This window comes from Enterococcus caccae ATCC BAA-1240 (genome assembly GCF_000407145.1).
Lineage (GTDB): Bacteria > Bacillota > Bacilli > Lactobacillales > Enterococcaceae > Enterococcus_L > Enterococcus_L caccae.
Genome location: NZ_KE136473.1, coordinates 602,289 through 626,046 on the forward strand (window position 1 = coordinate 602,289; position 23,758 = coordinate 626,046).

The following is a 23,758-nucleotide window of genomic DNA, read 5'->3' on the forward strand; positions in this document are numbered from 1 at the left end:
TTTTTTCGTCTAAGCATAAAATATTAAAGGACGCTTTACGAAAGAGAAAAGGGAGAATGGTGTGAAGAAAAAATTACAAATACTCAAGAAAAAACCAGTCAAGTATTCACTGATAGTCATAGGATTACTGTTACTGGTTTTAATTAGCAACTTATATTTGCAATGGTGCCAAAACGAATTGTCGCTAGACTTAATGTTTAAGTTTGCCTTTTCATGGCATACAGAAAAATTTATTCTAGGTAGCCTAGTCTTACTGATCTTTTTACTATTCTTATGCAGTTTAGCAGGATCACTGATTCTTGGAAGTGTGCTTTACGCAATTATGATCGGTATTTTAGGTTTTGCTGATTATCAAAAAATGTTTTACCGCACAGAACCGATTTATCCAGATGATCTAAAAATGATCACTGAATTTGGTCTATTAAGAGAAATGATTGGCACGATTCCTTTCGTGATTATTTTATTGATTGCAGGAATTGGCTTATTCTTTTTCGGAAGAGCTATTTACAAAAGTCGCTTATTGTCGAAAAAAATGCAGATTATTCGAATTTCAGGTTTGATGATTACAATGGCGTTATTGATGTATATCAGTAATTTTAACAACCCCAATAATCTATTAAGGAAAGCGTATAATGAAACTGCTTTGTGGATTCCATATAGTCAAAAAATGAATTATTATAATACCGGCTTTATGGGCGGTTTTTTATATAACTTAAAAGTTGATGCTATGGACAAACCAGAAAACTATTCAAAAAAGACCATCGAAGATATCACAACAAAATACACAAAAACAGCTCAAAAGACAAAAGATTCATTAGAAGAGCAACCGAATATTATCTTTGTAATGAGCGAAAGTTTTTCAAATCCGCAACATTTAAACGGTGTGACCGTCAATAAAGATCCATTAAAAGCCTATTACGATATTGCTAAAACAACGTATAGTGGTCGAATGCTCTCACAAAATTATGGTGGTGGAACCGCAAATATTGAATTTGAAGCTTTAACCAGTTTCTCTATGGAATTGTTCAATCCTCAACTGACGACACCTTATACAATGTTGATCCCGAAAATGAAAGAAATTCCGTCGATCGTTTCACTTTTAAATCAACAAGACTATCGGACAACAGCTATTCATCCGTACAATACATCAATGTATAAGCGCAAAGATGTCTATCAAACAATGGGCTTTAATCAATTTATCAGTGAAGAGACGATGAAATACACACAAACACTTGAAAATAATCCTTATATATCCGATGAGTCGGCCTATAAAGAAGTACTAGATTTATTAAAAGAAGAGCAACATCCACAATTTGTTCATTTAGTGACGATGCAAACCCATATGCCATACAGCGATAAATACAAGACTTCCGATTATTCTTCCCGTAGTCTAGGCAATAAAAAAGCAATCGACAGCTATATGCAAGATGTTGCCTATAGTAGTGAAGCATTGAAACAATTTACAAACGCATTGAAAGAGCTGAAAAGACGAACCTTAGTTGTTTTTTGGGGCGATCATTTACCTAGTATCTATTCAGATGAAATCAAGGCAGACAACGATGAAGTAAACCTGCATCAAACGGAATTTTTACTGTATGACAATCAAGGGAAACTTAGTGAAAAAAGCACCCACGATGCTATTACCAGTCCTTTTTACTTTGCTCCTTCATTATTTGAACAAAGTGGCATGGAAATGCCTGGTTTCTATCAATTATTATCGGAATTAGAAAAACAAGTACCTGCTTTTGAAAAAAGCTTCTATTATAAAGATAAAAAATGGAATAAGTCACTTGCTCTTAATAAAGCGCAAGAAGCATTGTATGAAGACTATCGTTTGATTCAATATGATATTGTTTCTGGCGAGCGTTACAGTTTAAAAAATGATTTTTTTAAATAAAAAAAGGAGTACGCACGATGAGTTTTAAAAAGAAAGACAATCAGACTTACTATAACCCTATTCGACGAGCTGTCTTACAGCATCAAATGATCCAACCAGGAGATAAAGTAGCGATTGGCATGAGTGGTGGGAAAGACAGCACAAGTTTATTGTATTTTTTAGATATGATCAGTAAACAGCAACGTTTAGGATTCGAATTTGAAATTGTTCCAATCACATTAGCAATGGGGTTTGATATGGATATCAGCCCCTTGCAGGAATTTGTAGAAGGATTAGGCTATGAACTAGACATTGTGCCAACTAATATTGCCCAAGTTGTATTTGATATTCGAGAAGAACGCTCACCTTGTTCTCTTTGCGCTAAATTGCGTCGAGGTATTTTGTATAAGCGTGCCAAAGAAGTTGGATGCAACAAAGTGGCTTTAGGTCATCATCTGGATGATGCCATTGAAACGTATTTTATGAACTTTTTATTTCATGGACAAATGGCAAGTTTTGACCCAATCAGTTATCTATCAAAAACGGATATCACATTAATTCGACCACTACTTTATGTAGAAGAGAAGCAGATTATTCAGTTTATTCAAAGAGAAGAGCTTCCAGTCATTTTTAACCCGTGTCCAGTTGATAAGAAAACCAAACGAGAAGAAATCAAGCATTTGGTTAATGAATTAGCTCAAACATATCCTGATATCAGAGAAAAATTTATTATGGGCATGGAGCAAGGAGTAGCTGAGAATTTCTGGACGAAATCGTTGCAATCAGTTGAAGACTAATTAATGACAAAAGAAAGGGAGCAAATGAAAAAATTAATCGTGTTGTTTTTGTTGGTATTGGTAGGATGTTCAAAGGAAAAAGTACCTAAAGAGCAAGAAGAAACGGCTAAAATTGATTTTAAGTTTGAAGGAAAAAAATTAATGATCGCTAATGATTCAGAGAAGGTATTAACCGTTTTTGAATCTGAAACAACGTTTTTAATAGAAAAAAATAAAGAATGGGTTTTAACCGATAGAACGACAGGACTTCTTGCAAGATCAGGTGGTGCTTTGAGTAAGTCTGTTTACGAATATGATTTAACAAATGAACTTTCTGAAATTGATTCAAACAAAGTTAAAGTAACGGTGTACTATACACTTGGCTCAAGTGGAGCAGGTAAAACATATGCAAAAGAACTTCTCTATGAAGAATAATTCTTACATTAACGAAAAAGCAGAGCACCTCACGCATTAACTGCTAGGTGTTCTGCTTTTATACTCAATTATTCAACACATTTTTTCAAGGTTTCTTTTATAGAAGCAACCACATCAAAATGTGTTACATTCAAAGTAGGGAATGTATCATTAGGATCTAAATACAAATCATATTCTTGCATCATTGCTGTTTTTGTGGAATGAATCCCATGTTCCAAACCTGCTTTAGCCGCTTCAGCGTCAATGCCTTCATAAATCGCTCGGACATCATCGTAAGAAACGACAGGGACTGTTGTTTCTTGTCCTAAAGCTTCTACCATCATTTGATAAAATTCTTGATAGCTCATATTAGTATCACCAATTGCGTAGGTGCTGCGATGTGTCCCATTTTCCATAGCGCCAACAGCTGCTTGCCCTACTTGCTCTACTGTGACCATTGCAGTGCCTCCTTTTAGTGCAGGGAAAATCGCTTGTCCTTTGATTTGATCTGTAAACATTTTCCATAACGGTTCACGGCCAGGCATGGTACCGAAGATATAAGGTAAACGTAAAGAAGTGACAGCCATACTACCGTCACCTTCAGCGAAAGCAACTTGTTCTTGTAATAAGCGCATCATCGGGTAACCTTCTAGTTTTAAGTCAGTTTCAGGTAAACGCTCAGCAAATTCTGCAAAGTAAGAACCAAAGACAACGAAATTTTTCACACCTGCTTCTTTAGCTAAATAAGCTAAACGTTGAGTTGGTAACACATTTTCTTCATAGAAAAATTTAGAAGCAGGACTTTTTGGAACGACTCGTTCATCTGCACCAGCTGCATAAATAAATCCTTCACAACCTTCAAGCATCTTCAAAACAGCCTCATCTGTCATGTCATTGATATTTCCCAAAGTTACGGAAACATCACTAGAAAATAAATCTTCTGCGGGCATCGGCGGTAAAGAAATCGTAGCTACTTCATAGCCTTTTTTCAATAATTCTTCCGTAGTATAATACCCTAAAAAACCAGTTCCACCTAACACAAAAATTTTTTTACTCATGAGTAAAACCTCCTGAAATATAATTGTGATATGAATCACATGTACAATTATAGTATAATCGGAATGAAATGGAAATGTTGGACACAAGAATTATAATTCTTATCCTATTTGAACAAAGGAGTAACGCTATGAAAAACAAGCTTCCTTATACGGGCATTAATTATTATGGTTTTGAATTAACAAAAGCTGATTTTATCGTAAGAAACGAACGCTATAAGACTGAGACGACTAAGACTAGCCGGATGTCTGTACAATTCTTTTTTATAAAAAGCGGCTCAGGAAAGATCCAAATCAATAACCAAGAATATGTTCTACGAAAGGGCAGTGTTCTTTGGTTATTTTCATATCACGTGTACCACTTTGTTGAAATTTATGAAGAAATCCAAGCAATCACTTTTGAGCTGTCTTTAAATGTTTTGATGTTGTCTTCCTTGACCACCCGCTCAGTAGAACAACATATGAATTTTTTTGAGTATTGGGATACACCTGTACTTGAGTGTGAAGAAGCAGATTTTTCTTATGTCCTAACGATCTTTAACCATGCGCTTAAAGAATATGAACAACAAGAGCGACTCTATGATGTATCGTTGCTTGCTGATCTGTATCAGGTAATCGTTTGGTTTGAAAGAACTGCAAGACATCATTGGAACCGTGAAAAACCAATTCGTGAAATCAGCTCAAAAATTTTGTTGTATCTTCATTTTCATTATAGAGAAGAGTTGTTACTCAATGAAATAGCCGCTAAATTTAAAAGTACCCCTCAAACAATCAATCGAGGCTTAAAGAAGCTAACAGGTAAAACATTTGGAGAAAATCTTATTGAAGTTCGTATCAATAATGCTTTAGCAATGCTAAAGTTTGAAGAGTTAGATATCGCATTTATTGCTGACTTTATTGGCTATCGGTCAGTTCCTAGTTTTAACAAACAATTTAAGGCTATGACAGGTTATTCACCTACAGAAATGAAACAAATCCGATCCTCTGACAAGAAAATAAATTCATTTCGTTTTCAAAATAGTTTACCCTTTGAGATTTATACGTATATTAATCAACATTACAGCGAACCTATTTCGCTTCAAACTGCGGCTAAATATTTTTACTCTAGTCCGACTAAAATCGATCAAATTGTTTTAGATGAATTTTCGATGACCTTTAATGCGTTGGTAGAATATAATCGAATGCTATTTGCCCGTTCACTTTTGCTCAGTTCCTCTAAAAAAATTAGTGACATAGCTGAAGCTTGTGGGTATCGATCAATCCGAACGTTTAACCGTAACTTTTTGACCTTTTGGGGAAATACACCAAGAAAATACAAAGAGTTATTAACGATGAAAAAGAAATAAGGATGAAGCGAAAAAACAAGGAGGGATTGTGCCATTTGTCATTGATATTTCAAGGAAATAAAAGTAGGTAGTGTTGAAAATAAACTGACTATCTTACGAAAAGGGATGAGTGATTATGGAAAAAGTGAAAACAATTGTAATCAGTCTTCTTGGACTAGTTGGTGCGATTCGTTTGTTTGGAGGAGGTGTCCTTTTTGCGTTTCTTTTTATTCTTTTATTTATATTGTCCGTTTTATTAGAAGCTATCACAAGCCGAAGCAAGAAAACTTCATCTATTTAACGATCAAATCATCTTCCCCTGATTGGTCAGTAATTCTAGAACAATTAGGGGATTTTCTTGCTTAAATAGAATTAATAGAAGCTACTCCATGATGAATCAGCTAAGTCTTTTTCAAACTAAACAGAAATTTTTCTGAAAATCAATACGATTTCATTTGAAAAACACTAAAAGAACAGGTATAATTAATTCAGCAATAATTATTGGTGAAAGACTTGTCCGTAGCCATTTTATTATTTCATGAGGGAGTAACTGGCGGCATCAGCTGCGACAACATCACCAACTCCGAAAGAAATTTCTGGTGTTGTCTTAAACGGTGAGACTTATGTATGTTCTATTTAGCATACAGAGGTCTATTTTTTTTCGTTTTGCTACGAACCAATAAGTTCAAAAACGTGTTCGTTTCGCTATAATGAAGTAAAATAGATTTAAGTAGCTGCAAATTATAAGGAGGAAGAACATGTCAGAAGAGAAAAAGGTTCAATTATCTGAAGCGTTTTACACGCAATCGGATGAAGAGGTCTTACAAAAGTTTGATACGACAGTTGAAGGATTGTCCGATCAAGAAGCCAAAAAAAGGTTAGAGAGTTATGGCGCCAATGCGTTAGATGAGGGGAAAAAGAAATCGATCGTTGTTAAATTCTTTGAACAATTCAAAGATTTCATGATCATCGTATTACTATTTGCCGCTGTCATTTCAGCAGTCTTCTCAGGGGACTTTGTTGATTCTATCATCATTTTACTTGTGGTGATCTTAAACGCTATCTTCGGTGTGATCCAAGAAGCCAAAGCGGAGCAAGCAATCGAAGCGTTGAAAGAAATGTCTTCACCAAATGCGAATATTCGTCGTGATGGTCACGTAATTACAGTGAAAAGTGACGAGTTAGTACCTGGAGATATTGTTTTATTAGAAGCTGGAGATGTTGTACCAGCAGACTTACGTTTGTTGGAAGCCGCTAGTCTTAAAATTGAAGAAGCAGCTTTGACTGGTGAATCTGTACCAGTTGAAAAAGAAGCAACTGTTTTAGAAGGAACATCTGACGATATCGGTATCGGTGATCGGATCAATATGGCTTATTCTAACAGTAATGTTACTTACGGCCGTGGAATCGGTGTAGTTGTCGGTACAGGAATGAACACAGAAGTTGGTAAAATCGCTGGCATGTTAGCCAACGAAAAAGAAACAGAAACACCATTAAAACAAAACTTAAACCAATTAGGTAAGATGTTGACGATTGCAATCTTAGTGATTGCAGCTGTGATGTTTGTTGTGGGTATGATGAATGGTCGTACATGGATCGATATGTTATTAACATCGATTTCATTAGCTGTTGCAGCGATTCCAGAAGGATTGCCAGCTATCGTTACGATTATTTTAGCTTTAGGAACTCAAAAGATGGCGAAGAAAAATGCTATCGTCCGCAAATTACCTGCAGTTGAGACATTAGGTAGCACAGACATTATCTGTTCTGATAAAACAGGTACTTTAACTTTAAACCAAATGACAGTTGAAGCACTTTACACAGACAATGAAGTAAAACCTGCAACAGATGCCGTTGCAATGGACAATATGGCATTAAAAATCATGAACTATACAAATGATACAAAAATCGCGCAAGACGGTTCGTTGATCGGTGATCCAACCGAAACAGCGCTTGTGCAATATGGTTTAGACCATGACTTCAATGTAACAGAAAAAGTTGCGGCTGAACCTCGTGTGGCTGAAATTCCATTTGATTCAGATCGTAAGTTAATGACAACTGTTCACCAATTAGCAGATGGTACATTCTTAGTCGCTGTAAAAGGTGCACCAGATGAATTACTAAAACGTTGTAAGGAAGTTTTATTAAACGGTCAAACACCAGCAATGGATGACAAACAACGTCAAGAAATTTTAACAACCAACACAAAATTAGCCAAACAAGCATTACGTGTTTTAGGGATGGCATACAAAATCGTTGATGCAGTTCCAGCTGAAATGGATTCTGATTTAGTTGAAAAAGACCTAGTATTCGCAGGGCTTGTCGGCATGATCGATCCAGAGCGTAAAGAAGCAGCGGAAGCTGTTAAAGTGGCAAAAGAAGCGGGCATTCGTCCAATCATGATCACAGGTGACCACAGAGATACAGCAGAAGCAATCGCAGCTCGTCTTGGTATTATTAAAGAGGGCGATGATGATGCCGTAATCACAGGTGCAGAACTAAACGAATTATCTGACGAAGCATTTGCTAAAGTCGTTGAAAATTATTCCGTTTATGCACGTGTTTCTCCAGAACATAAAGTACGTATCGTTAAAGCATGGCAGCAAGAAGGTAAAGTTGTAGCCATGACAGGAGACGGTGTCAATGATGCCCCAGCTCTGAAAGCAGCCGATATCGGTATTGGAATGGGGATCACTGGTACAGAAGTATCAAAAGGTGCCTCTGATATGGTTTTAGCGGATGATAACTTCTCAACAATTATCGTAGCGGTTGAAGAAGGGCGTAAAGTCTTCTCAAATATCCAAAAAACGATTCAATACCTACTTTCTGCCAACCTTGGGGAAGTATTAACACTATTTATCGCAACAATGCTAGCTTGGGATACCTTACTACCTGTTCACTTATTGTGGATCAACTTAGTAACCGATACCTTCCCTGCAATTGCATTAGGTGTAGAACCTGCTGAACGTGACGTGATGAGCCATGCTCCACGTGGGAAGAAATCAAACTTCTTCTCTGGTGGTGTCTTGAGTAGTGTGATTTATCAAGGGATCACGCAAGGTGCATTGACTCTGATCGTATACAAAATGGCGATCGAATTCCCAGCTCATACAGCAGCCAATATGCCAAACTTATCTGCAACAGCATTGTATGACCTACAACATGGTGATGCGTTGACGATGGCCTTTGCAACATTAGGCTTGATTCAATTGTTCCACGCATTTAACGTGAAGTCTATTTACCAATCAATCTTTAAAGTTGGCTTGTTTAGAAACAAATCATTTAACTGGGCTATTTTAGTATCGTTCCTATTACTTGCAGCAACGATTCTAATTCCAGGATTCAATGACTTGTTTAGCGTAACGTCGTTAGATGCTTACCAATGGGCCATTGTTGCCGGAACATCATTTGCGATTATTCCAATCGTTGAAATTGTAAAATTTGTTCAACGTAGAATGGGTAAGAGCTAAAATAATAAGCCTGAAGTAGGAATGTATCTAAGGATACGTTCCTGCTTTTTTTGTTATAGTAAAATAACTTACAAAAAAATAATTTTTTAAGGTCAAAACAAGTCAAAAAAGTGGACAAATTTTCAGATTGCGGTATTATTAATATAGATATTTAGCTTTAAACTATGGAGGTTACAGATATGAACTATTTAGATGAAAATGAAGAAACAGAAGAAAAACAACAACCTAATGCGTTTATGAAAAAACTTTTTGAAGAACGAACAATTTTGATTTATGGCGAAATCAATCAAGATTTAGCACGAGAAGTGACTTCTCAATTACTGTTGCTTGCAGCAATGGGGGATGAACCAATCAAAATTTTCATTAATAGCCAAGGTGGACATGTTGAAGCTGGCGATACGATCCATGATATGATCAAATTTGTGAAACCAGAAGTGATCGTAATCGGAACAGGTTGGGTCGCAAGTGCTGGTATTACGATCTATTTAGCTGCGGATGCGAAGAACAGATACAGCTTGCCAAATACACGCTACATGATTCATCAACCAGCTGGTGGAGTCCAAGGGCAAAGTACAGAGATTCAAATCGAAGCCAAAGAAATTATCCGTATGCGTGAACGTGTAAATCGCCTGATTGCTGAAGCGACAGGTCAAACATACGAAAAAATCGCGAAAGATACAGACCGTAACTTCTGGATGTCAGCGGATGAAGCCAAAGAGTATGGTATGATTACTAAAATTATCAAAACGAGCGACGAAATTAAATAAAACGGCAAAAAAACTGCAAACAATTTTTTGTTTACAGTTTTTTTGTCTGAAAATTTAGCAGTATACTCTACTTTTGCAGATTTTTCTTGTCATATACCACTGAAAAAGTGTAAAATTGAGTGATTACTAAAAGAAAGTAGGAAAGAATGTGAAACCAAATTTAGGGTATTATGTGCAAAATATCAATGATATTGTAAAAGAAACAGAAGAAGTCGGCGAAAAAATGAACGACTATTACGAAGAAGTTCGTAAAGCAATTGATGAAGGAAAAGCATCAGATTTATCGCCAGAAAGAATTGCAGAGATTCAACGCATCTTTCAAGATGGAACAAAAGAATATACAACGATGTTGGAAAAAGTTTCTCAGTTACGCCCACCAGCACGAGTAATGGGCATCCATAAAAAATTCGAACGTTCATATATCGAATATTTAGCTGGATGCAACGAAATGATTTTATCTTTAGATCCTGAAAAAGGTGTGGATATCGATTTATTCAATCATTCAGAAGAAAAACAAGATAAAGCGACAGATGATATTTCATTTGCCATCACGCGAATGAGCAATCTTTTGCTGAAAAAATAAAAAAATAAATGAAAAAATGACGAAAAAAAGTCGAGGTTAATTTGTTTTTAATGTTATTTTTAGTAGACAAAACAAAAAAAGTGTTGTATTATGTATTCATACCAACAACAACCTTTTTATTTTTCATTTTACTCTTATTGAGTAATACTCCTTTTCCATCGGCCTCTTCAGCCGGTGGTTTTTTATTGTTTTTACTTTTTATTAATTGTTTAATATAATTAATATGATTTATTTTTTATATAGATTGTTATATTATTTTTTTGTTTTTTATGGAAGAATTTTTTATTAAATAGAAAAAGGAATCAAGCAAAACGACAAACGTTTTGCTTGATTCCTTTTAGAATATGTTACAGTCGTGTGGCTTAATTTTCTACGTTACGAACATAATCATCAAAATACTGAACCAAATCTGATTTGATCTTTTGATATTCAGCTTCTGTATACTCACGTTCTTCAATCGTTCCATTAAAAAATGGAATCTCCAACTCTTCGCGTAAGCGATCTACAACTTCGCTTTGATCCATTTGGGCACCTTCTTTACCTGTTGTCTACTCTATTATAAAACATTAAAATCATTCGTCAACTGCTCAAAAGATTCTTTCATAGCAGATAACTTACTGTAAAGTATGGTGCTATCGTCGTCTTCAAGGAAAAAGACTTGTTTTAATTCAAAATAAAAATCTTCAAAAGCTTTAAAAAAAGGTTGAACCTCTGAGGCAGCTAGTTCACTGTTGCTATAGTAAAAAACACGTACACTATGATAATACGTAAACACCTCATTGACATTCAACAGAATGCGCGTGTCCTCAGGTCGTGGACGACTAGTGACTAGATCATATAAAGATAAACTTTTCGTATGGATCTCAGATAGATAAGATAAAAGTAACTCTACTTTTTCATTGCTTGCTGACATTAAATCGACCTCCAATTTCTCTTATTATAATAAAAAATGGAAAGAAAGAGAAATGGGACACTCAAGTAAAAAGAAAAATTTGCGAAAAATGAAAATAAAAGAAAAATGTTGACAAAAAAATGAGGATACTCTAATATTAGTTTCAATAATAAAACTCATTGAAAAGAAGAGTACACAAGCAGACATTAAACTCTAGCTGTTACTGGCTAGAATCAGAGAGCTTTCATTTGGTGAAAGAAAGTAATGAACACTTGTCGAAAATGATCTTGGAGAGGAAAAGTCAGTTTGATTTTTACGGCAGCTACCGTTAACAAGGCACCAAATCAAGAAGCAATTCGGCGTTTGGATCGAGATGGAAATATTTTCCAATAAAGGTGGTACCGCGACAGTCGCCCTTTACTAGTCTAAAGCTAGTAGAGGGCGGCTTTTTTATCCCTTTTTAATGAGAAGAAATAGAAAGAGGTGGTCATTATGCAAGAAGATGACATGTGTATCAGCAGTGTAAAAACAATAAATAAAATAAAAAATAGAAAAGGAATGAAGCATAATGACAAACACTAACTATCAATTCGAAACGATCCAAATTCACGGTGGACACACACCGGATAAAGAGACGAATTCCCGAGCGGTTCCAATTTACCAAACAACCTCTTATACATTTGATGACACACAAGATGCGGCTGAAAAATTTGCGTTATCTAAAGCAGGCAATATCTATACAAGGATCACGAATCCTACAACAGCAGTATTGGAAGATCGTTTGAACGAATTAGAAGGCGGTGTTGGTGCTGTTGCAGTAGCATCGGGGACAGCGGCTGTTACGTATGCAATTCAAAATTTGGCAAGTGCAGGTGATCATATTGTTTCAGCATCAACATTATATGGCGGAACATTTAATCTATTTGCACATACATTACCAGAATTTGGAATCACAACCACATTTGTTGATCCAGATCAGTTAACAAATTTTGATGAAGCCATCAAAGAAAACACCAAAGCAATTTTTGTAGAAACGATTGGTAATCCAATCACGAACGTAGCAGATTTGGAAGCCATCGCAGAAATTGCTCATAAACATGAGCTACCACTAATTGTGGATAATACATTTGCAACGGCCTATTTAAATCGTCCTTTTGATTTTGGCGCGGATATAGTTGTGTATTCAGCGACAAAATTTATTGGCGGACACGGTGTTGCTTTAGGTGGTGTCATCATTGATTCAGGCAAGTTCAATTGGGCGAATGGCAAATTTCCCAAGTTAGTTGATCCAGATCCAAGTTATCACGGACTTTCTTATACAAAAGACATAGGCGCAGCCGCTTATATTACACGTTTAAGAGTTTCTTTATTAAGAGATACAGGTGCAGCCATTTCCCCTTTTAATAGTTTTTTGCTGATCCTAGGTTTAGAAACATTATCTTTAAGGCTAGAACGTCATGTAGAAAATGCCCAAACAGTAGCAGAATTTTTAGCGAAACACTCGAAAGTTGAATGGGTCAATTATCCTGGTTTAGTGCACAACAACTATCATGGACTGGCAGAAAAATATTTACCTAAAGGTGCAGGATCAATCTTTACATTTGGTGTGAAAGGCGGTGCGGAAGCAGGAAAAAACTTGATTGATCATGTTGAATTATTTTCACTACTAGCCAATGTAGGTGACGCAAAGTCATTGATTATCCATCCCGCTTCAACCACGCATTCTCAATTAAGTGAGGAAGAACTAAAAGCATCTGGTACTTCTCCAGAGCTAATCCGTGTATCCATCGGGATCGAGAATATTGAGGATATCTTAGCTGATTTAGAGCAAGCCTTGGATAAATTGTAATCGAAAATCAAGTGCCAAAATAAAACTAAACATCAGTTTTGTTTTGGGCTTTAAATCTGAATAAACGGTTGGAGCAGAAGCAACTACTACGTTCTACTTCTGTCACATTACTCCCTCTATTTCCTGAGTGCTAAAGCACTAAGCTTTGAAGGCTTCGAAATAAGAGGAGTTAAAAATTTCTGTTCTAACCTCTATCTTAAAAAATTCTCATAAAACTATTGACTTTGATTAAAAAGTTCTGTATCTTTAACACTATAGTTTGAATTATTAAAAAATTCTGACAATAAAGGATGTTGAAAATAATGAACAAGCAGACAACGACAATTACATTCTTATTATTACTGAAGGACTCATCACACTGATTCTAGAAACCAGCTGCCATATAGCTTTTTCTTATCAGACGTTGAGAGTCCTGTTTTCGCATTGCATGAACGGGATGAGCAAACATCCCATATTCGTGGGATGTTTTTTTATTGCAAAACATGCTGAGAAATACAATGAATGAAGTGAGTTGATGATGAACAGTACAAGATTTGCAAAGCAAAGTTTGCGTCCAAAGAGCCAGTGTTACGCAATACTTGGCGAACGAAGAGAGGGGTCTCATTCGTTTCATTTAACCAAATAATTAAAAAATGAAGATTGTAGAAGGGATGTATGAACATGAACACTATCCAATTTTTTGACACCACTTTAAGAGACGGCGAACAAACACCAGGTGTAAATTTCAATACCAAAGAAAAAGTCCAAATTGCCAAACAACTAGAAAAATGGGGGATCGATACGATCGAAGCGGGATTTCCGATTGCATCCGTTGGTGATTTTGAAGCGGTCAAAGCCATCGCAGAAAATGCTGAAAAGATGACCGTTGCAGGACTTGCTCGTTGCCAAAAAGCCGATATCGATCGCGCCCATGAAGCCTTGCAAAATGCTAAACATCCGCAAATCCATGTGTTCTTAGCGACAAGTCCAGTTCATATGGAATACAAACTAAAAATGACACCAGATGAAGTGATTGCTTCTATTAAAGAACATGTCAGCTATGCTAAAACAAAATTCGAGAAAATCCAATTTTCACCAGAAGATGCAACCAGAACAGAAAAACAATTTCTATTAAAAGCCGTTCAAACCGCAATCGATGCAGGTGCTACGATCATCAACGTTCCAGACACAGTTGGCTATTCTAACCCAACGGAATACGGGGCACTATTCAAATTTTTGATTGAAAATATCCAAAGCGACCAAGAAATTATTTTCTCTTCTCATTGTCACGATGACCTAGGAATGGCGACGGCCAATGCCTTAGCAGCTATCGAAAACGGCGCTCGTCGAGTGGAAGGAACAATCAATGGTATCGGTGAACGAGCGGGTAATACCGCACTTGAAGAAGTAGCGTTGGCACTATATATTAGAAAAGATTTCTACGAAGCCCAAAGCAACATCACACTGAACGAAACTAAAAGAACCAGCGATCTCGTCAGCCGTTTATCTGGTGTGGCAGTACCAAGAAATAAAGCCATCATTGGAGCAAATGCTTATGCACATGAATCTGGCATCCACCAAGATGGCGTATTGAAAAACCCAGATACTTACGAAATCATCACACCATCACTTGTTGGGGTAAACGAAAACTCATTGCCACTGGGTAAACTTTCAGGACGACACGCGTTTGCTACAAAAATGGATGCACTTGGTTATCAACTAACAGAAGAGGAACTAAAAGATGCCTTTAAACGTTTCAAATCACTAGCGGACAAAAAGAAACAAGTTACAGAAGATGATCTAATCGCACTAATGGTTGGACAATCTCAAGAATCTAGTGAAGATTACCGCTTAGAACGTGTCCAACTACAATACGTTTCTGATGGTAGTCAAGGAGCTATTGTCTCCATTAATACAGGAGAAGATGAAAGTAAAACAGAATCAGCGATCGGATCTGGTAGTATCCAAGCGATTTATAACTCGATCGATAAAATATTTGTTCAAAAACCAGAACTACAAGAATATTACATCAAAGCCATTACAGGTGGTGAAGATGCACAAGCAGAAGTACATGTAACAATAGCAGATAGTGAAAAAAATAAACAATTCAACGGCATTGGGATCGATTTTGATGTCCTACAGGCTTCAGCGAAAGCTTATGTCAAAGCCAGTGAACAATTTCAAAAAGAAGTGGGGAAAAACAAATGAGTAAACGTATCGTAGCATTACCAGGAGATGGCATTGGAACAGAAATCATGGATAGTGCACTAACCATTTTAGAGGAAATCATGGTTCAGGATAATCTTGATTTTGACATTGAACATTTTGCTTTTGGTGGTGCTGGCATTGACGAAAAAGGTGATCCCTTACCAGAAGAAACTCTGAATGCTTGTGAGAACGCAGATGCTATTTTACTTGGCGCTATTGGTGGGCCAAAATGGGACAATGCGCCAAAGCGACCTGAACAAGGTTTACTGGGTCTGAGAAAAGCCTTAGGACTTTTTGCCAATATCCGTCCAATTTCCGTACCTGATGCAGTGATTCATTTATCTCCATTAAAAGAAGAAAATGTTCGTGGTGTTGATTTTGTGGTCGTACGTGAACTAACAGGTGGTATCTACTTTGGTGAAAAAAAACTAGGGGAAACAGAAGCCTCAGATCTTTGTACCTATTCAAAAGGTGAGATTCAACGAATTATCAGAAAAGCTTTTGAAATTGCTCGTACTAGAAAGAAAAAAGTCACTTCTGTCGATAAAGCTAATGTCCTAGCAACAAGTAAATTATGGCGTAAAACAGCAGAAGAAGTGGCACAAGAATTTCCAGATTGTACATTAGAACACCAATTAGTCGATTCAGCGGCAATGGTCATGATCCAAAAACCAAAAGCCTTTGACGTGATCGTTACAGAAAATCTATTTGGCGATATCCTAAGTGACGAAGCATCAGTGATTCCAGGCTCATTAGGGATGATGCCAAGCGCTAGCCACAGCGAATCGGGCCCCTCATTATACGAACCAATTCACGGATCAGCACCTGATATTGCGAATCAAAATATCGCCAATCCAATGTCGATGATCTTATCCGCAGCAATGATGTTACGCCAATCATTTAGCTTAGAAAGTTCAGCAAAGAAAATCGAAGATGCCTGTGATCGTGTCATGAATCAAGGGATCCTAACAACAGACTTAGGTGGTAAAGCGACAACTACAGACTTTACCGAATCCGTACTAAAAGAATTGAGAGGTGCTTAGCATGGGAAAAACACTATTTGATAAACTTTGGGAACAACATGTGGTATCAGGCGTCGCTGGAGAACCGCAACTACTTTACGTCAATCTTCATCTGATCCACGAAGTAACGTCGCCACAAGCATTTGAAGGACTAAGAGAAGCAGGGCGAAAAGTTCGCCGACCAGATCGAACATTTGGCACGATGGATCACAATGTACCCACACAAGATATCTTTAATATCACCGATTTGGTAGCAAAAAAACAAATTGAAGCTTTGCAGAAGAACTGTGAAGAATTTGGCATAACTCTTTGTGATAACGGCAGTGATCGTCAAGGAATTGTGCATATGGTAGGACCAGAAACAGGCTTGACACAACCAGGAAAAATCATCGTTTGTGGGGACTCTCATACGGCTACACATGGCGCATTCGGAGCGTTGGCATTTGGTATCGGAACAAGTGAAGTGGAACATGTTTTTGCCACACAATGTATTTGGCAAAATAAACCAAAATCAATGGGTGTGAAAATTACTGGAAAACTTGCAAAAGGCGTGTATGCCAAAGATATAATTCTAGCCTTGATCGCAAAATATGGCGTTGATTTTGGTGTGGGACATGCGGTTGAATTTTACGGCGAAACGATTGAAAATCTAACGATGGAAGAACGCATGACCATTTGTAACATGGCCATTGAAGGCGGCGCAAAAATGGGGATGATGGCGCCAGATGAAAAAACTTTTGAATATGTACGTGGCAGAGAATATGCGCCAGAAGATATGGAAGCGGCAATCGCTGATTGGAAAAAACTACCCAGCGATCCAGATGCGGTTTACGATGCCAATTTAGAACTAAACGCTGACGAATTGGTCCCATTTGTAACATGGGGCACAAATCCGGAAATGGGCATCCCGATTACAGGAACTTTCCCTGAAATCAAAGATATGAATGATGAACGTGCGTATAACTACATGGATCTAAAACCAGGACAACGCCCATCAGATATCGAAATCGGCTACGTTTTTATCGGCTCATGTACCAACGGTCGACTATCCGATTTGGAAGAAGCGGCTCGTATCGTAAAAGGCAAAAAAGTCAAAGAAGGTATTACCGCAATCGTAGTACCAGGGTCAAGACCTGTAAGAAAAGCCGCTGAAAAAATAGGGTTAGATAAAATTTTTACCGAAGCAGGTTTTGAATGGCGTGAACCAGGTTGTTCCATGTGTCTAGGCATGAACCCCGACCAAGTCCCAGCTGGCGTTCACTGTGCCTCAACGTCCAATCGAAACTTTGAAGGACGCCAAGGCAAAGGCGCAAGAACGCATCTTTGTAGCCCAGCAATGGCGGCAACCGCAGCAATTATTGGAACATTTAAAGATATTAGAGAGGAGCTTGGTGCATAATGGAGGCATTTACACAACATACAGGAACCACGGTTCCACTAATGAACGACAATATCGATACCGATCAAATCATTCCAAAATCATTTCTAAAACGAATCGAAAAAACAGGTTTTGGTGAGTTTCTATTCGATGAATGGCGTTACTTGCCAGACCGTACACCAAATCCTGAGTTTACGTTGAACGAACCACAATACAAAGATGCGACAATTTTGATTTCTGGTGATAACTTTGGGTCCGGCTCATCGAGAGAACATGCGGCTTGGGCGCTTGATGATTATGGTTTTAGAGCAATTATTGCAGGAAGTTTTAGTGATATTTTTTATATGAATGCCACGAAAAATGGCTTGCTGCCGATTGTCTTGAAACATGAAGAATTGGATGCCTTGGCTGGACTTGGAGCGGATGAAACGATCACAATCGATTTACCTGCCCAACAAGTCATCACGCCGAATGGGACGTATTCATTTGAGATCGATAGTACTTGGAAGCATAAGTTGGTGAATGGGTTGGATGATATTGCGATCAGTTTGACGCATGATGATGAAATTGCAGCTTACGAAGCGAAGATTCCAGCTTATTGGCGATAAGAAATAGAAAAAGTGCTACATCGATGAATGATTTCGATGTAGCTTCTTTTCATTACATCGTTAGGAGCGTGAAATCAATGGAATGGGATGCAAAGAAATATAACACGACACATGATTTTATTTTTAAATATGGGGCGGGTTTGTTGGGATTATTGCCGAAAGAACCGAAAAAAGTATTAGATATTGGTTGTGGGACAGGCGAATTGACGAATCAAATGGCGGAACTTGGGCATGAAGTGACGGGGATCGATCAATCGGTCAATATGATCAATCAAGCAAAAGAAAGCTATCCTGATTTGATGTTTTTGCAGGAGGATATCTTAAATCCCTCTGATCAAATTGGATTGTATGATGTTGCTTTTTCAAATGCCGTTTTTCATTGGATATCGGATCAGGATTTATTAGTGAAAAATATCAGTGAACATCTAAAGCAAAATGGGCAGTTGATTTGTGAGTTTGGTGCTGTTGGAAATGTTCAGGCGATTAGAGAAGTTTTTGGGCGTGAGTTAAATGCGTTGGGCTTCCCTTTCGTGGAGCCGTTTTGTTTTACGTCAGTTGAAGACTATCGGGTTTTACTTGAAAAGAATCATTTTGAGGTAGTCGAGATTTTAGAATATGAACGGCCGACACCGCTTAAAGGTAGCGAATCTGGTTTGAAAGAGTGGATGGAACAGTTTTATGCTGTTGAGTTGGGGGAATTGTCAGATGGTCAGAAAGAGAAGTTACTGGCGAATATGGAGCGAGATTTGAAGCCAAAATTGTGGAAAGAGGATCATTGGGAAGCGGATTATCGGAGATTGAGGATAAGAGCTTGCAAATTATAGGTAACAGTAGTCTTGGAGATTACAGGAATGCATTTAATATAAGTAATGCGAAAAAACGTTTTCATTTTTTGTCTCTTATGGTAAGATATAATTAACAAAAACAAAAGAGTGATTCAAATGAAAAAATTTAAAATGTTGTGTGTTGTTATTATGATGGTATATTATGGGACTTTGTCGGTAACCAATGTTTATGCTAATGAAGCAGAGAAGACTCAAGTAAAGTCTCAACAGTTATCAGAAATACAAAAATAAGAAGTGATTCAATTAGCACAAGAATTAGGCGTTAAAACAGATACCGATGAAATAATTATAACAGACAGTCAAATGGTTAAACTGCTTGAAAAAAGCGGTGTTGATACTAGTCAAATAATGTTACCTAGAAGAGATGGCGTTACGAAAATCATATCACGAGGTAGGGGTTCTTGGGATGTGTATATTAGTGCTACATGGATTCAAAATTATTATTGGGTGTTGGGAGCGGCTGCGGGTGTTATTGCAGCAATTGCACCAGGAATTGGATGGGGATTAGCCTATTCTATAGTAGCTTCTGTTGCAGGTCTTGTTGGACAGAATAGCAAAAATGGTGTAATTGTTCGTGTAAGAAATTGGGGAATTTCTTCTATGTCTTATCAATAAAAAAGAAAGAATGTGATTGATGATGACGATGAATAAGCAAAAAAGATTTATAGGTGCACTATTTGTGTTTGTCATTTATGTAGGAGCAAATTATTTTTTGATTCATGGGAATATCGAAAATAATTATTTGGTAAGTTTGTTGATGGTTCTTGTAAATAGCATTTTTATTATAATGTTGAGAATACTACTGAATGGACTTTTTGAAGTTAGCAAAAGTTTAATCGTTATTTCGATTATAGTATTATTGATACTATTAGGAGTACCTTTATTGTTTGTTGTTTTGAATTAGTCAGTAACTTAGGTTATGGGTGTTTTATAAATAAAGTTTCTATAATAATATGTAAGAAAAAAATACTATTACACTAGAGATACAAACAGAAACATGCAAATTTGTCAGCGCAAAAGAATTCGTAATCAAAGCCTATAAAAACAAAAACTGAATGGCTAATTTCAATGGAACGATAACAGTTTATCTTTTTCCTAGTCATTGGTCAATGACTAGGAAAATGCGAATGATTCAGAGGAAATCAGACAGTTAACACAAAGTATTTTAGATCAAGCAAGGGTAGTTAGTGTGAATGTAGGGAATCCAAGAGATGTGATGGATTTGATTAGGATGCAAAAGTAAATATATGTACATCAACAAGACAGATAGTTTGGGAAATGATAATTTTCTAGGTTATCTGTTTTTATATACAATTTAGAAACTAAAAATAGTACTTAAACTGGTATTGATGACTGAAAGTTATAATTTTTTCAAAACTAATCATATTAAACATTTAAAATATATATATTTACATTTAGTTATTTAAGAATTACAATTGAGTGTATATACTATCATGCAATCTTAGTAGCTAGACGTTCACTTTTAACCACGGGAGGATAAAAGCTGCTAAAAGAACGATAATTAATGGATTGTAGATATGAGGAATTTAAACACAAACAAGCATCTGGTGATTGGAGTAGTACTAATTATTTGTTTAACAATGGCAGTAGTAGAGGGAAGTTATAAGAACTCCAATACTATGTTTGATCCGACAAAACAAATTACAAGTATGTTATAGTTTACTTATTAATGATGAGGTGTAAGGGATGATTACAAGAAAATTTATAGTAATAGGAGTAGGAATAGTTTTAGTTATTATTCTAGGTATCGGAGGGAAAGTGTATATGGATAACAAACGATTCAATGATGAAATGGTAAATGTGGTAAAAAGTGGTCAAGCAAAAAGGGAGATAGAAATAGGGTTAAAAAACTTGGATTCAAAAGCTTTAACACCAGAGGGAATTATCAAATCTTATGAAATAGATTATGAGAGTATAGAACACAATCCTATGGGAGGAATTATGTTTGACGTAATTATAAATGATGATGAAAAACTTAGAGTGTATAATCTTTTAAATAAAAATACAGAAGATGGCACTTTAGAAAATTCTGGTGGTGGAAATACAGCGGAATTAGAAGAGTTGTTAAAAAAAGGAAAGAATTAGTATGGGATATTCTGATAAAGAAAATGTCGATATAGCGCAAATGGAGTATCGTTCATATAAAGAGGGTGACCCAGTTAAAATAAATAATAATGGTACTACGATAGGCTATGTATCAAAAGTAGTAAATGATAAAAAAACAGGGGAACAGTCTTTTATCATCACTGACGGCAATCCCAAAGTACAAAAACCGTCAGAAGTGAATAACGTAACGGTACTGTATCAAGGTTCTACAAGTCCAGAGAAAATAGGCAGTCAAGCTGGAGAAGTGAAGCGTGATTGGTGGGATAACAATAAGCAAATACTAAGTAATATAGAGAAAAGTTATAAGAATCCTAATACTATATTCGATCCGACACAACAAATGAAATCTTCTGCTAAAACGTTGAATAATGCGATGGACAAGTATTTAAATGCTCGTTTTGATGTATATGGTCATTCCCAAGCTTCTTCAAATGCACAATATGCTTTAGGAGCATTAGATTCAAAAGATAAGTTGAACCGAGTGAATGGTGCCTTTCTTTATCAAGGGCCGAATGCGTATTGTATGATGACAGAAAAGCAACGAAAACGAGTAGCTCAGTTAAAAGACCGTATCTTTAATTTCGTAGATGAAAAAGATATTGTTCCGATTGGATATAGACATACGGATTGGAACATTAAATTGCGACATGTAGGAACGCTTATTTTTATTGATTCAAAGAAAAAAGGAATGATTGACCAACATATGTGGGGTGGGTATCAGTTTAAAAATGGACAATTACAAGTAACGAAGGAATCGTTAGTACAATTCCAACAAGCAAAACATGTCTATAATAGGTTGATCATGCGTGATCAAGTAAAGAACTTGGAACAATTAAGGAAGAAATTTACTGCAAGTGGTGGCAGTTTATCTGCGGGTGAGCAAATTTATTTAGATGATAGTCAAGCCTTAGCAGTTGTGAGTCATGCTTCCTCAGAATTTGAAACGGCAATGTTATCAGTTGTGATGGTGTATCAAAAAGGCATACAAAACGCAGAAAAATTATGGACAGAAACGTTAACGGATGCTCGTTCGATCGGAGTAGAGTTATCAGAAAGTGAAATCATCTCTGCATTAGCAAGTGGTGGTTGTACGAAACAAAGTATTGTGACTGAACCCGTGAATGAGTATAAAGAAAAGATAAATAAAGCAAAAAAAATGGCTGAAAAATTCCAACAATTAGCAAAAGAAATACGAGGTAAGATTACCGAATTAGTCCAACGAGACCAAGAATTAGCAAAACAATTAAAAGGGCTTGTGTCGTAAATAATGGAAGCAGAAGAATTACTACGAGATTATCAAAGAAATAGGGCAGAATTAGAAGAACGAGAAGATACCGTGAAACGATATATGCGAAATGGACAAGACTATACCCAAGACATCTTTTTTCAGGTGCGTCAGTTGCTAAGAAAAAGAGGCACTTCTGTGGAATCAATAATGGAAACCCAACGAGAATTACAGCGAAATGAAGACCATTATTTAGAAGAATTAGCACAGGAGCGCAAAGAGCTTATGTTGCAACAAGAAGAAGTCGAACAATTTTATCGAAAGAAACGTCAAGAATTAAAATAGCAGGAGGAAAAAGTTGTTGGTAAAAGCTGAAAAAAAGCGAAAGGAACGAGAAAAAGCGTTCCGAAAAGAGAGTCAGCGACTCGCAATAAAAGGGCTTGGAAAAAGTACGAATGAACAAAAAAATAAGGACAAAGAATCAATAAAAACACAAGGAGAAACCGAATTGAAAGAGGCAACTGCGATGATAGGGACGACAGGAAACTCATTTCAAGAATCGGTAAAAGGACAATTCGGGAAAAAAGTGACAGAAGTGTTTGAGCAGCAAAAACAAACACTGGATAATTTTTAAAAAGATGAATATTTTTGTTCTTTTAGAGTAGGTTCTAAAGTATAGATATTTTTTTCAAGGCCCGACATTACTTTTGAAATAGATAAACGTGCAACATATTTACTGATGACTTTATGGTTGTTGACTCTTTCTCTATACGGGATAATATATATAGTAAAATTTATGTAAAGTCCTTAAAAAAGACATGTATATATTTATTTCTCTTTGTTAGTATATAATTACAAAAGAAATCATTTCGCGGAGAGGAAGACTATTATGTCAACAATTATTCTTGTAATAGCTCTTTTAGCCCTTTTTTTAAATCGATTTTTTCTGCAAAAAATGTAGTGAGTTACTAAGCTCTTATAAAATTGTTTTAATAATCATAGTCATCTTAGAAATACTGAATGGATGCTGTAGCACCCATCTATTCTTTTTATCGATTTGAAATGGAAGAAATACACCGATTTCTAACTCTAACAATAATCCATGTTTGATTTCACCCTTAATATGATTTGCGGTATCTGTAACTGTACTTGCAGATAAGTCAAGTAATAATCCTCCTGAAAGTATAGCAATTGCGACGATTAACGCACAGCCTAAAATAGTTGCACCTCAATCATACCTTCTTAAAAAGTACCGCTAAGAATATATCCCATGAGCCGAAACCTTTTATCAGTACAACTATTTAGGTATAAGAACGGTATTGTTTTTTTGTTGAGAAGAGTAAGTCTGTATAGATAAAT

The 23,758-nt window shown here is 36.4% G+C and carries 22 protein-coding genes and 1 other annotated feature; of the genes, 19 read left to right on the plus strand and 3 right to left on the minus strand.

Annotation, left to right across the window (positions count from 1 at the left end):
• The first annotated feature begins 61 nt into the window (after positions 1–61).
• The 3 genes from I580_RS08360 to I580_RS08370 are packed head-to-tail and all read left to right on the plus strand — an operon-like array spanning position 62 to position 3,087.
• Positions 62–1,897, plus strand: coding sequence for an LTA synthase family protein (locus tag I580_RS08360; protein ID WP_010771525.1), 1,836 nt, complete (start codon positions 62–64; stop codon positions 1,895–1,897).
• Positions 1,898–1,914: 17 nt separating this feature from the next.
• Positions 1,915–2,673: a tRNA lysidine(34) synthetase gene (locus I580_RS08365; protein WP_010771526.1), complete on the plus strand. Its 759-nt coding sequence runs from the start codon at positions 1,915–1,917 to the stop codon at positions 2,671–2,673.
• Between the two features lie 24 nt (positions 2,674–2,697).
• The gene (locus I580_RS08370) at positions 2,698–3,087 is read left to right on the plus strand and encodes a hypothetical protein (RefSeq protein ID WP_010771527.1); all 390 of its coding nucleotides are present in this window, start codon (positions 2,698–2,700) and stop codon (positions 3,085–3,087) included.
• A 68-nt stretch (positions 3,088–3,155) separates the two neighbouring features.
• Here I580_RS08370 and I580_RS08375 read toward each other — a convergent pair whose 3' ends face one another.
• Entirely contained in the window at positions 3,156–4,124 is a 969-nt protein-coding gene (locus I580_RS08375) for an NAD-dependent epimerase/dehydratase family protein (protein ID WP_010771528.1), read from the minus strand.
• A 128-nt stretch (positions 4,125–4,252) separates the two neighbouring features.
• On the opposite strand from I580_RS08375, the gene I580_RS08380 reads away from it, so the two are divergent.
• The 5 genes from I580_RS08380 to I580_RS08395 all read left to right on the plus strand — a co-directional run bounded on the left by I580_RS08380 (position 4,253) and on the right by I580_RS08395 (position 10,266).
• Positions 4,253–5,467, plus strand: a complete 1,215-nt coding sequence (locus I580_RS08380; protein WP_010771529.1) for a helix-turn-helix transcriptional regulator — start codon at positions 4,253–4,255, stop codon at positions 5,465–5,467.
• Between the two features lie 115 nt (positions 5,468–5,582).
• Complete coding sequence (locus I580_RS17080) at positions 5,583–5,747, plus strand: hypothetical protein (protein WP_010771530.1); 165 nt, start codon at positions 5,583–5,585, stop codon at positions 5,745–5,747.
• 457 nt (positions 5,748–6,204) lie between these two features.
• Positions 6,205–8,916, plus strand: coding sequence for a cation-translocating P-type ATPase (locus I580_RS08385; RefSeq protein ID WP_010771531.1), 2,712 nt, complete (start codon positions 6,205–6,207; stop codon positions 8,914–8,916).
• A 179-nt stretch (positions 8,917–9,095) separates the two neighbouring features.
• Positions 9,096–9,683 carry an ATP-dependent Clp protease proteolytic subunit gene (locus I580_RS08390; RefSeq protein WP_010771532.1) on the plus strand — a complete coding sequence of 196 codons (588 nt, stop codon included), beginning with the start codon at positions 9,096–9,098 and terminating at the stop codon, positions 9,681–9,683.
• 148 nt (positions 9,684–9,831) lie between these two features.
• The gene (locus I580_RS08395; protein ID WP_010771533.1) at positions 9,832–10,266 is read left to right on the plus strand and encodes a hypothetical protein; all 435 of its coding nucleotides are present in this window, start codon (positions 9,832–9,834) and stop codon (positions 10,264–10,266) included.
• Positions 10,267–10,628: 362 nt separating this feature from the next.
• Here the strand turns inward: I580_RS08395 and I580_RS17085 are convergent, their stop codons facing one another.
• Together I580_RS17085 and I580_RS08400 are read right to left on the minus strand one after the other, a co-directional pair.
• Complete coding sequence (locus I580_RS17085) at positions 10,629–10,790, minus strand: hypothetical protein (RefSeq protein ID WP_010763183.1); 162 nt, start codon at positions 10,788–10,790, stop codon at positions 10,629–10,631.
• A gap of 32 nt (positions 10,791–10,822) precedes the next feature.
• Positions 10,823–11,179, minus strand: coding sequence for a hypothetical protein (locus tag I580_RS08400; RefSeq protein WP_010771534.1), 357 nt, complete (start codon positions 11,177–11,179; stop codon positions 10,823–10,825).
• 149 nt (positions 11,180–11,328) lie between these two features.
• Positions 11,329–11,579 (plus strand) — a binding site (T-box leader).
• A gap of 147 nt (positions 11,580–11,726) precedes the next feature.
• Here I580_RS08400 and I580_RS08405 point away from each other — a divergent pair.
• From I580_RS08405 to I580_RS08460, 11 genes are all read left to right on the plus strand, one after another.
• The gene (locus I580_RS08405; protein ID WP_010771535.1) at positions 11,727–13,007 is read left to right on the plus strand and encodes an O-acetylhomoserine aminocarboxypropyltransferase/cysteine synthase family protein; all 1,281 of its coding nucleotides are present in this window, start codon (positions 11,727–11,729) and stop codon (positions 13,005–13,007) included.
• Between the two features lie 660 nt (positions 13,008–13,667).
• Positions 13,668–15,194: a 2-isopropylmalate synthase gene (locus I580_RS08410; RefSeq protein ID WP_010771536.1), complete on the plus strand. Its 1,527-nt coding sequence runs from the start codon at positions 13,668–13,670 to the stop codon at positions 15,192–15,194.
• On the plus strand, positions 15,191–16,237 hold the full coding sequence (gene leuB / locus I580_RS08415) for a 3-isopropylmalate dehydrogenase (RefSeq protein ID WP_010771537.1): 1,047 nt from the start codon (positions 15,191–15,193) through the stop codon (positions 16,235–16,237). Before I580_RS08410 ends, leuB begins: the two co-directional genes overlap by 4 nt.
• A 1-nt stretch (position 16,238) precedes the next feature.
• The gene (gene leuC, locus I580_RS08420; RefSeq protein ID WP_010771538.1) at positions 16,239–17,615 is read left to right on the plus strand and encodes a 3-isopropylmalate dehydratase large subunit; all 1,377 of its coding nucleotides are present in this window, start codon (positions 16,239–16,241) and stop codon (positions 17,613–17,615) included.
• Positions 17,615–18,202, plus strand: coding sequence for a 3-isopropylmalate dehydratase small subunit (gene leuD / locus I580_RS08425; protein WP_010771539.1), 588 nt, complete (start codon positions 17,615–17,617; stop codon positions 18,200–18,202). The genes leuC and leuD overlap by 1 nt, the downstream gene beginning before the upstream one ends.
• 77 nt (positions 18,203–18,279) lie before the next feature.
• Positions 18,280–19,026, plus strand: coding sequence for a methyltransferase domain-containing protein (locus tag I580_RS08430; RefSeq protein WP_010771540.1), 747 nt, complete (start codon positions 18,280–18,282; stop codon positions 19,024–19,026).
• Positions 19,027–19,281: 255 nt separating this feature from the next.
• Positions 19,282–19,662: a hypothetical protein gene (locus tag I580_RS08435; protein WP_010771542.1), complete on the plus strand. Its 381-nt coding sequence runs from the start codon at positions 19,282–19,284 to the stop codon at positions 19,660–19,662.
• A 1,092-nt stretch (positions 19,663–20,754) separates the two neighbouring features.
• Positions 20,755–21,153, plus strand: coding sequence for a DUF1310 family protein (locus tag I580_RS08445; protein WP_010771544.1), 399 nt, complete (start codon positions 20,755–20,757; stop codon positions 21,151–21,153).
• Position 21,154: 1 nt separating this feature from the next.
• Complete coding sequence (locus tag I580_RS08450; RefSeq protein ID WP_010771545.1) at positions 21,155–22,438, plus strand: Mbeg1-like protein; 1,284 nt, start codon at positions 21,155–21,157, stop codon at positions 22,436–22,438.
• Between the two features lie 3 nt (positions 22,439–22,441).
• Complete coding sequence (locus I580_RS08455; protein WP_010771546.1) at positions 22,442–22,744, plus strand: hypothetical protein; 303 nt, start codon at positions 22,442–22,444, stop codon at positions 22,742–22,744.
• Positions 22,745–22,760: 16 nt separating this feature from the next.
• Positions 22,761–23,033, plus strand: coding sequence for a hypothetical protein (locus I580_RS08460; protein WP_245558639.1), 273 nt, complete (start codon positions 22,761–22,763; stop codon positions 23,031–23,033).
• Positions 23,034–23,758: the final 725 nt, after the last annotated feature.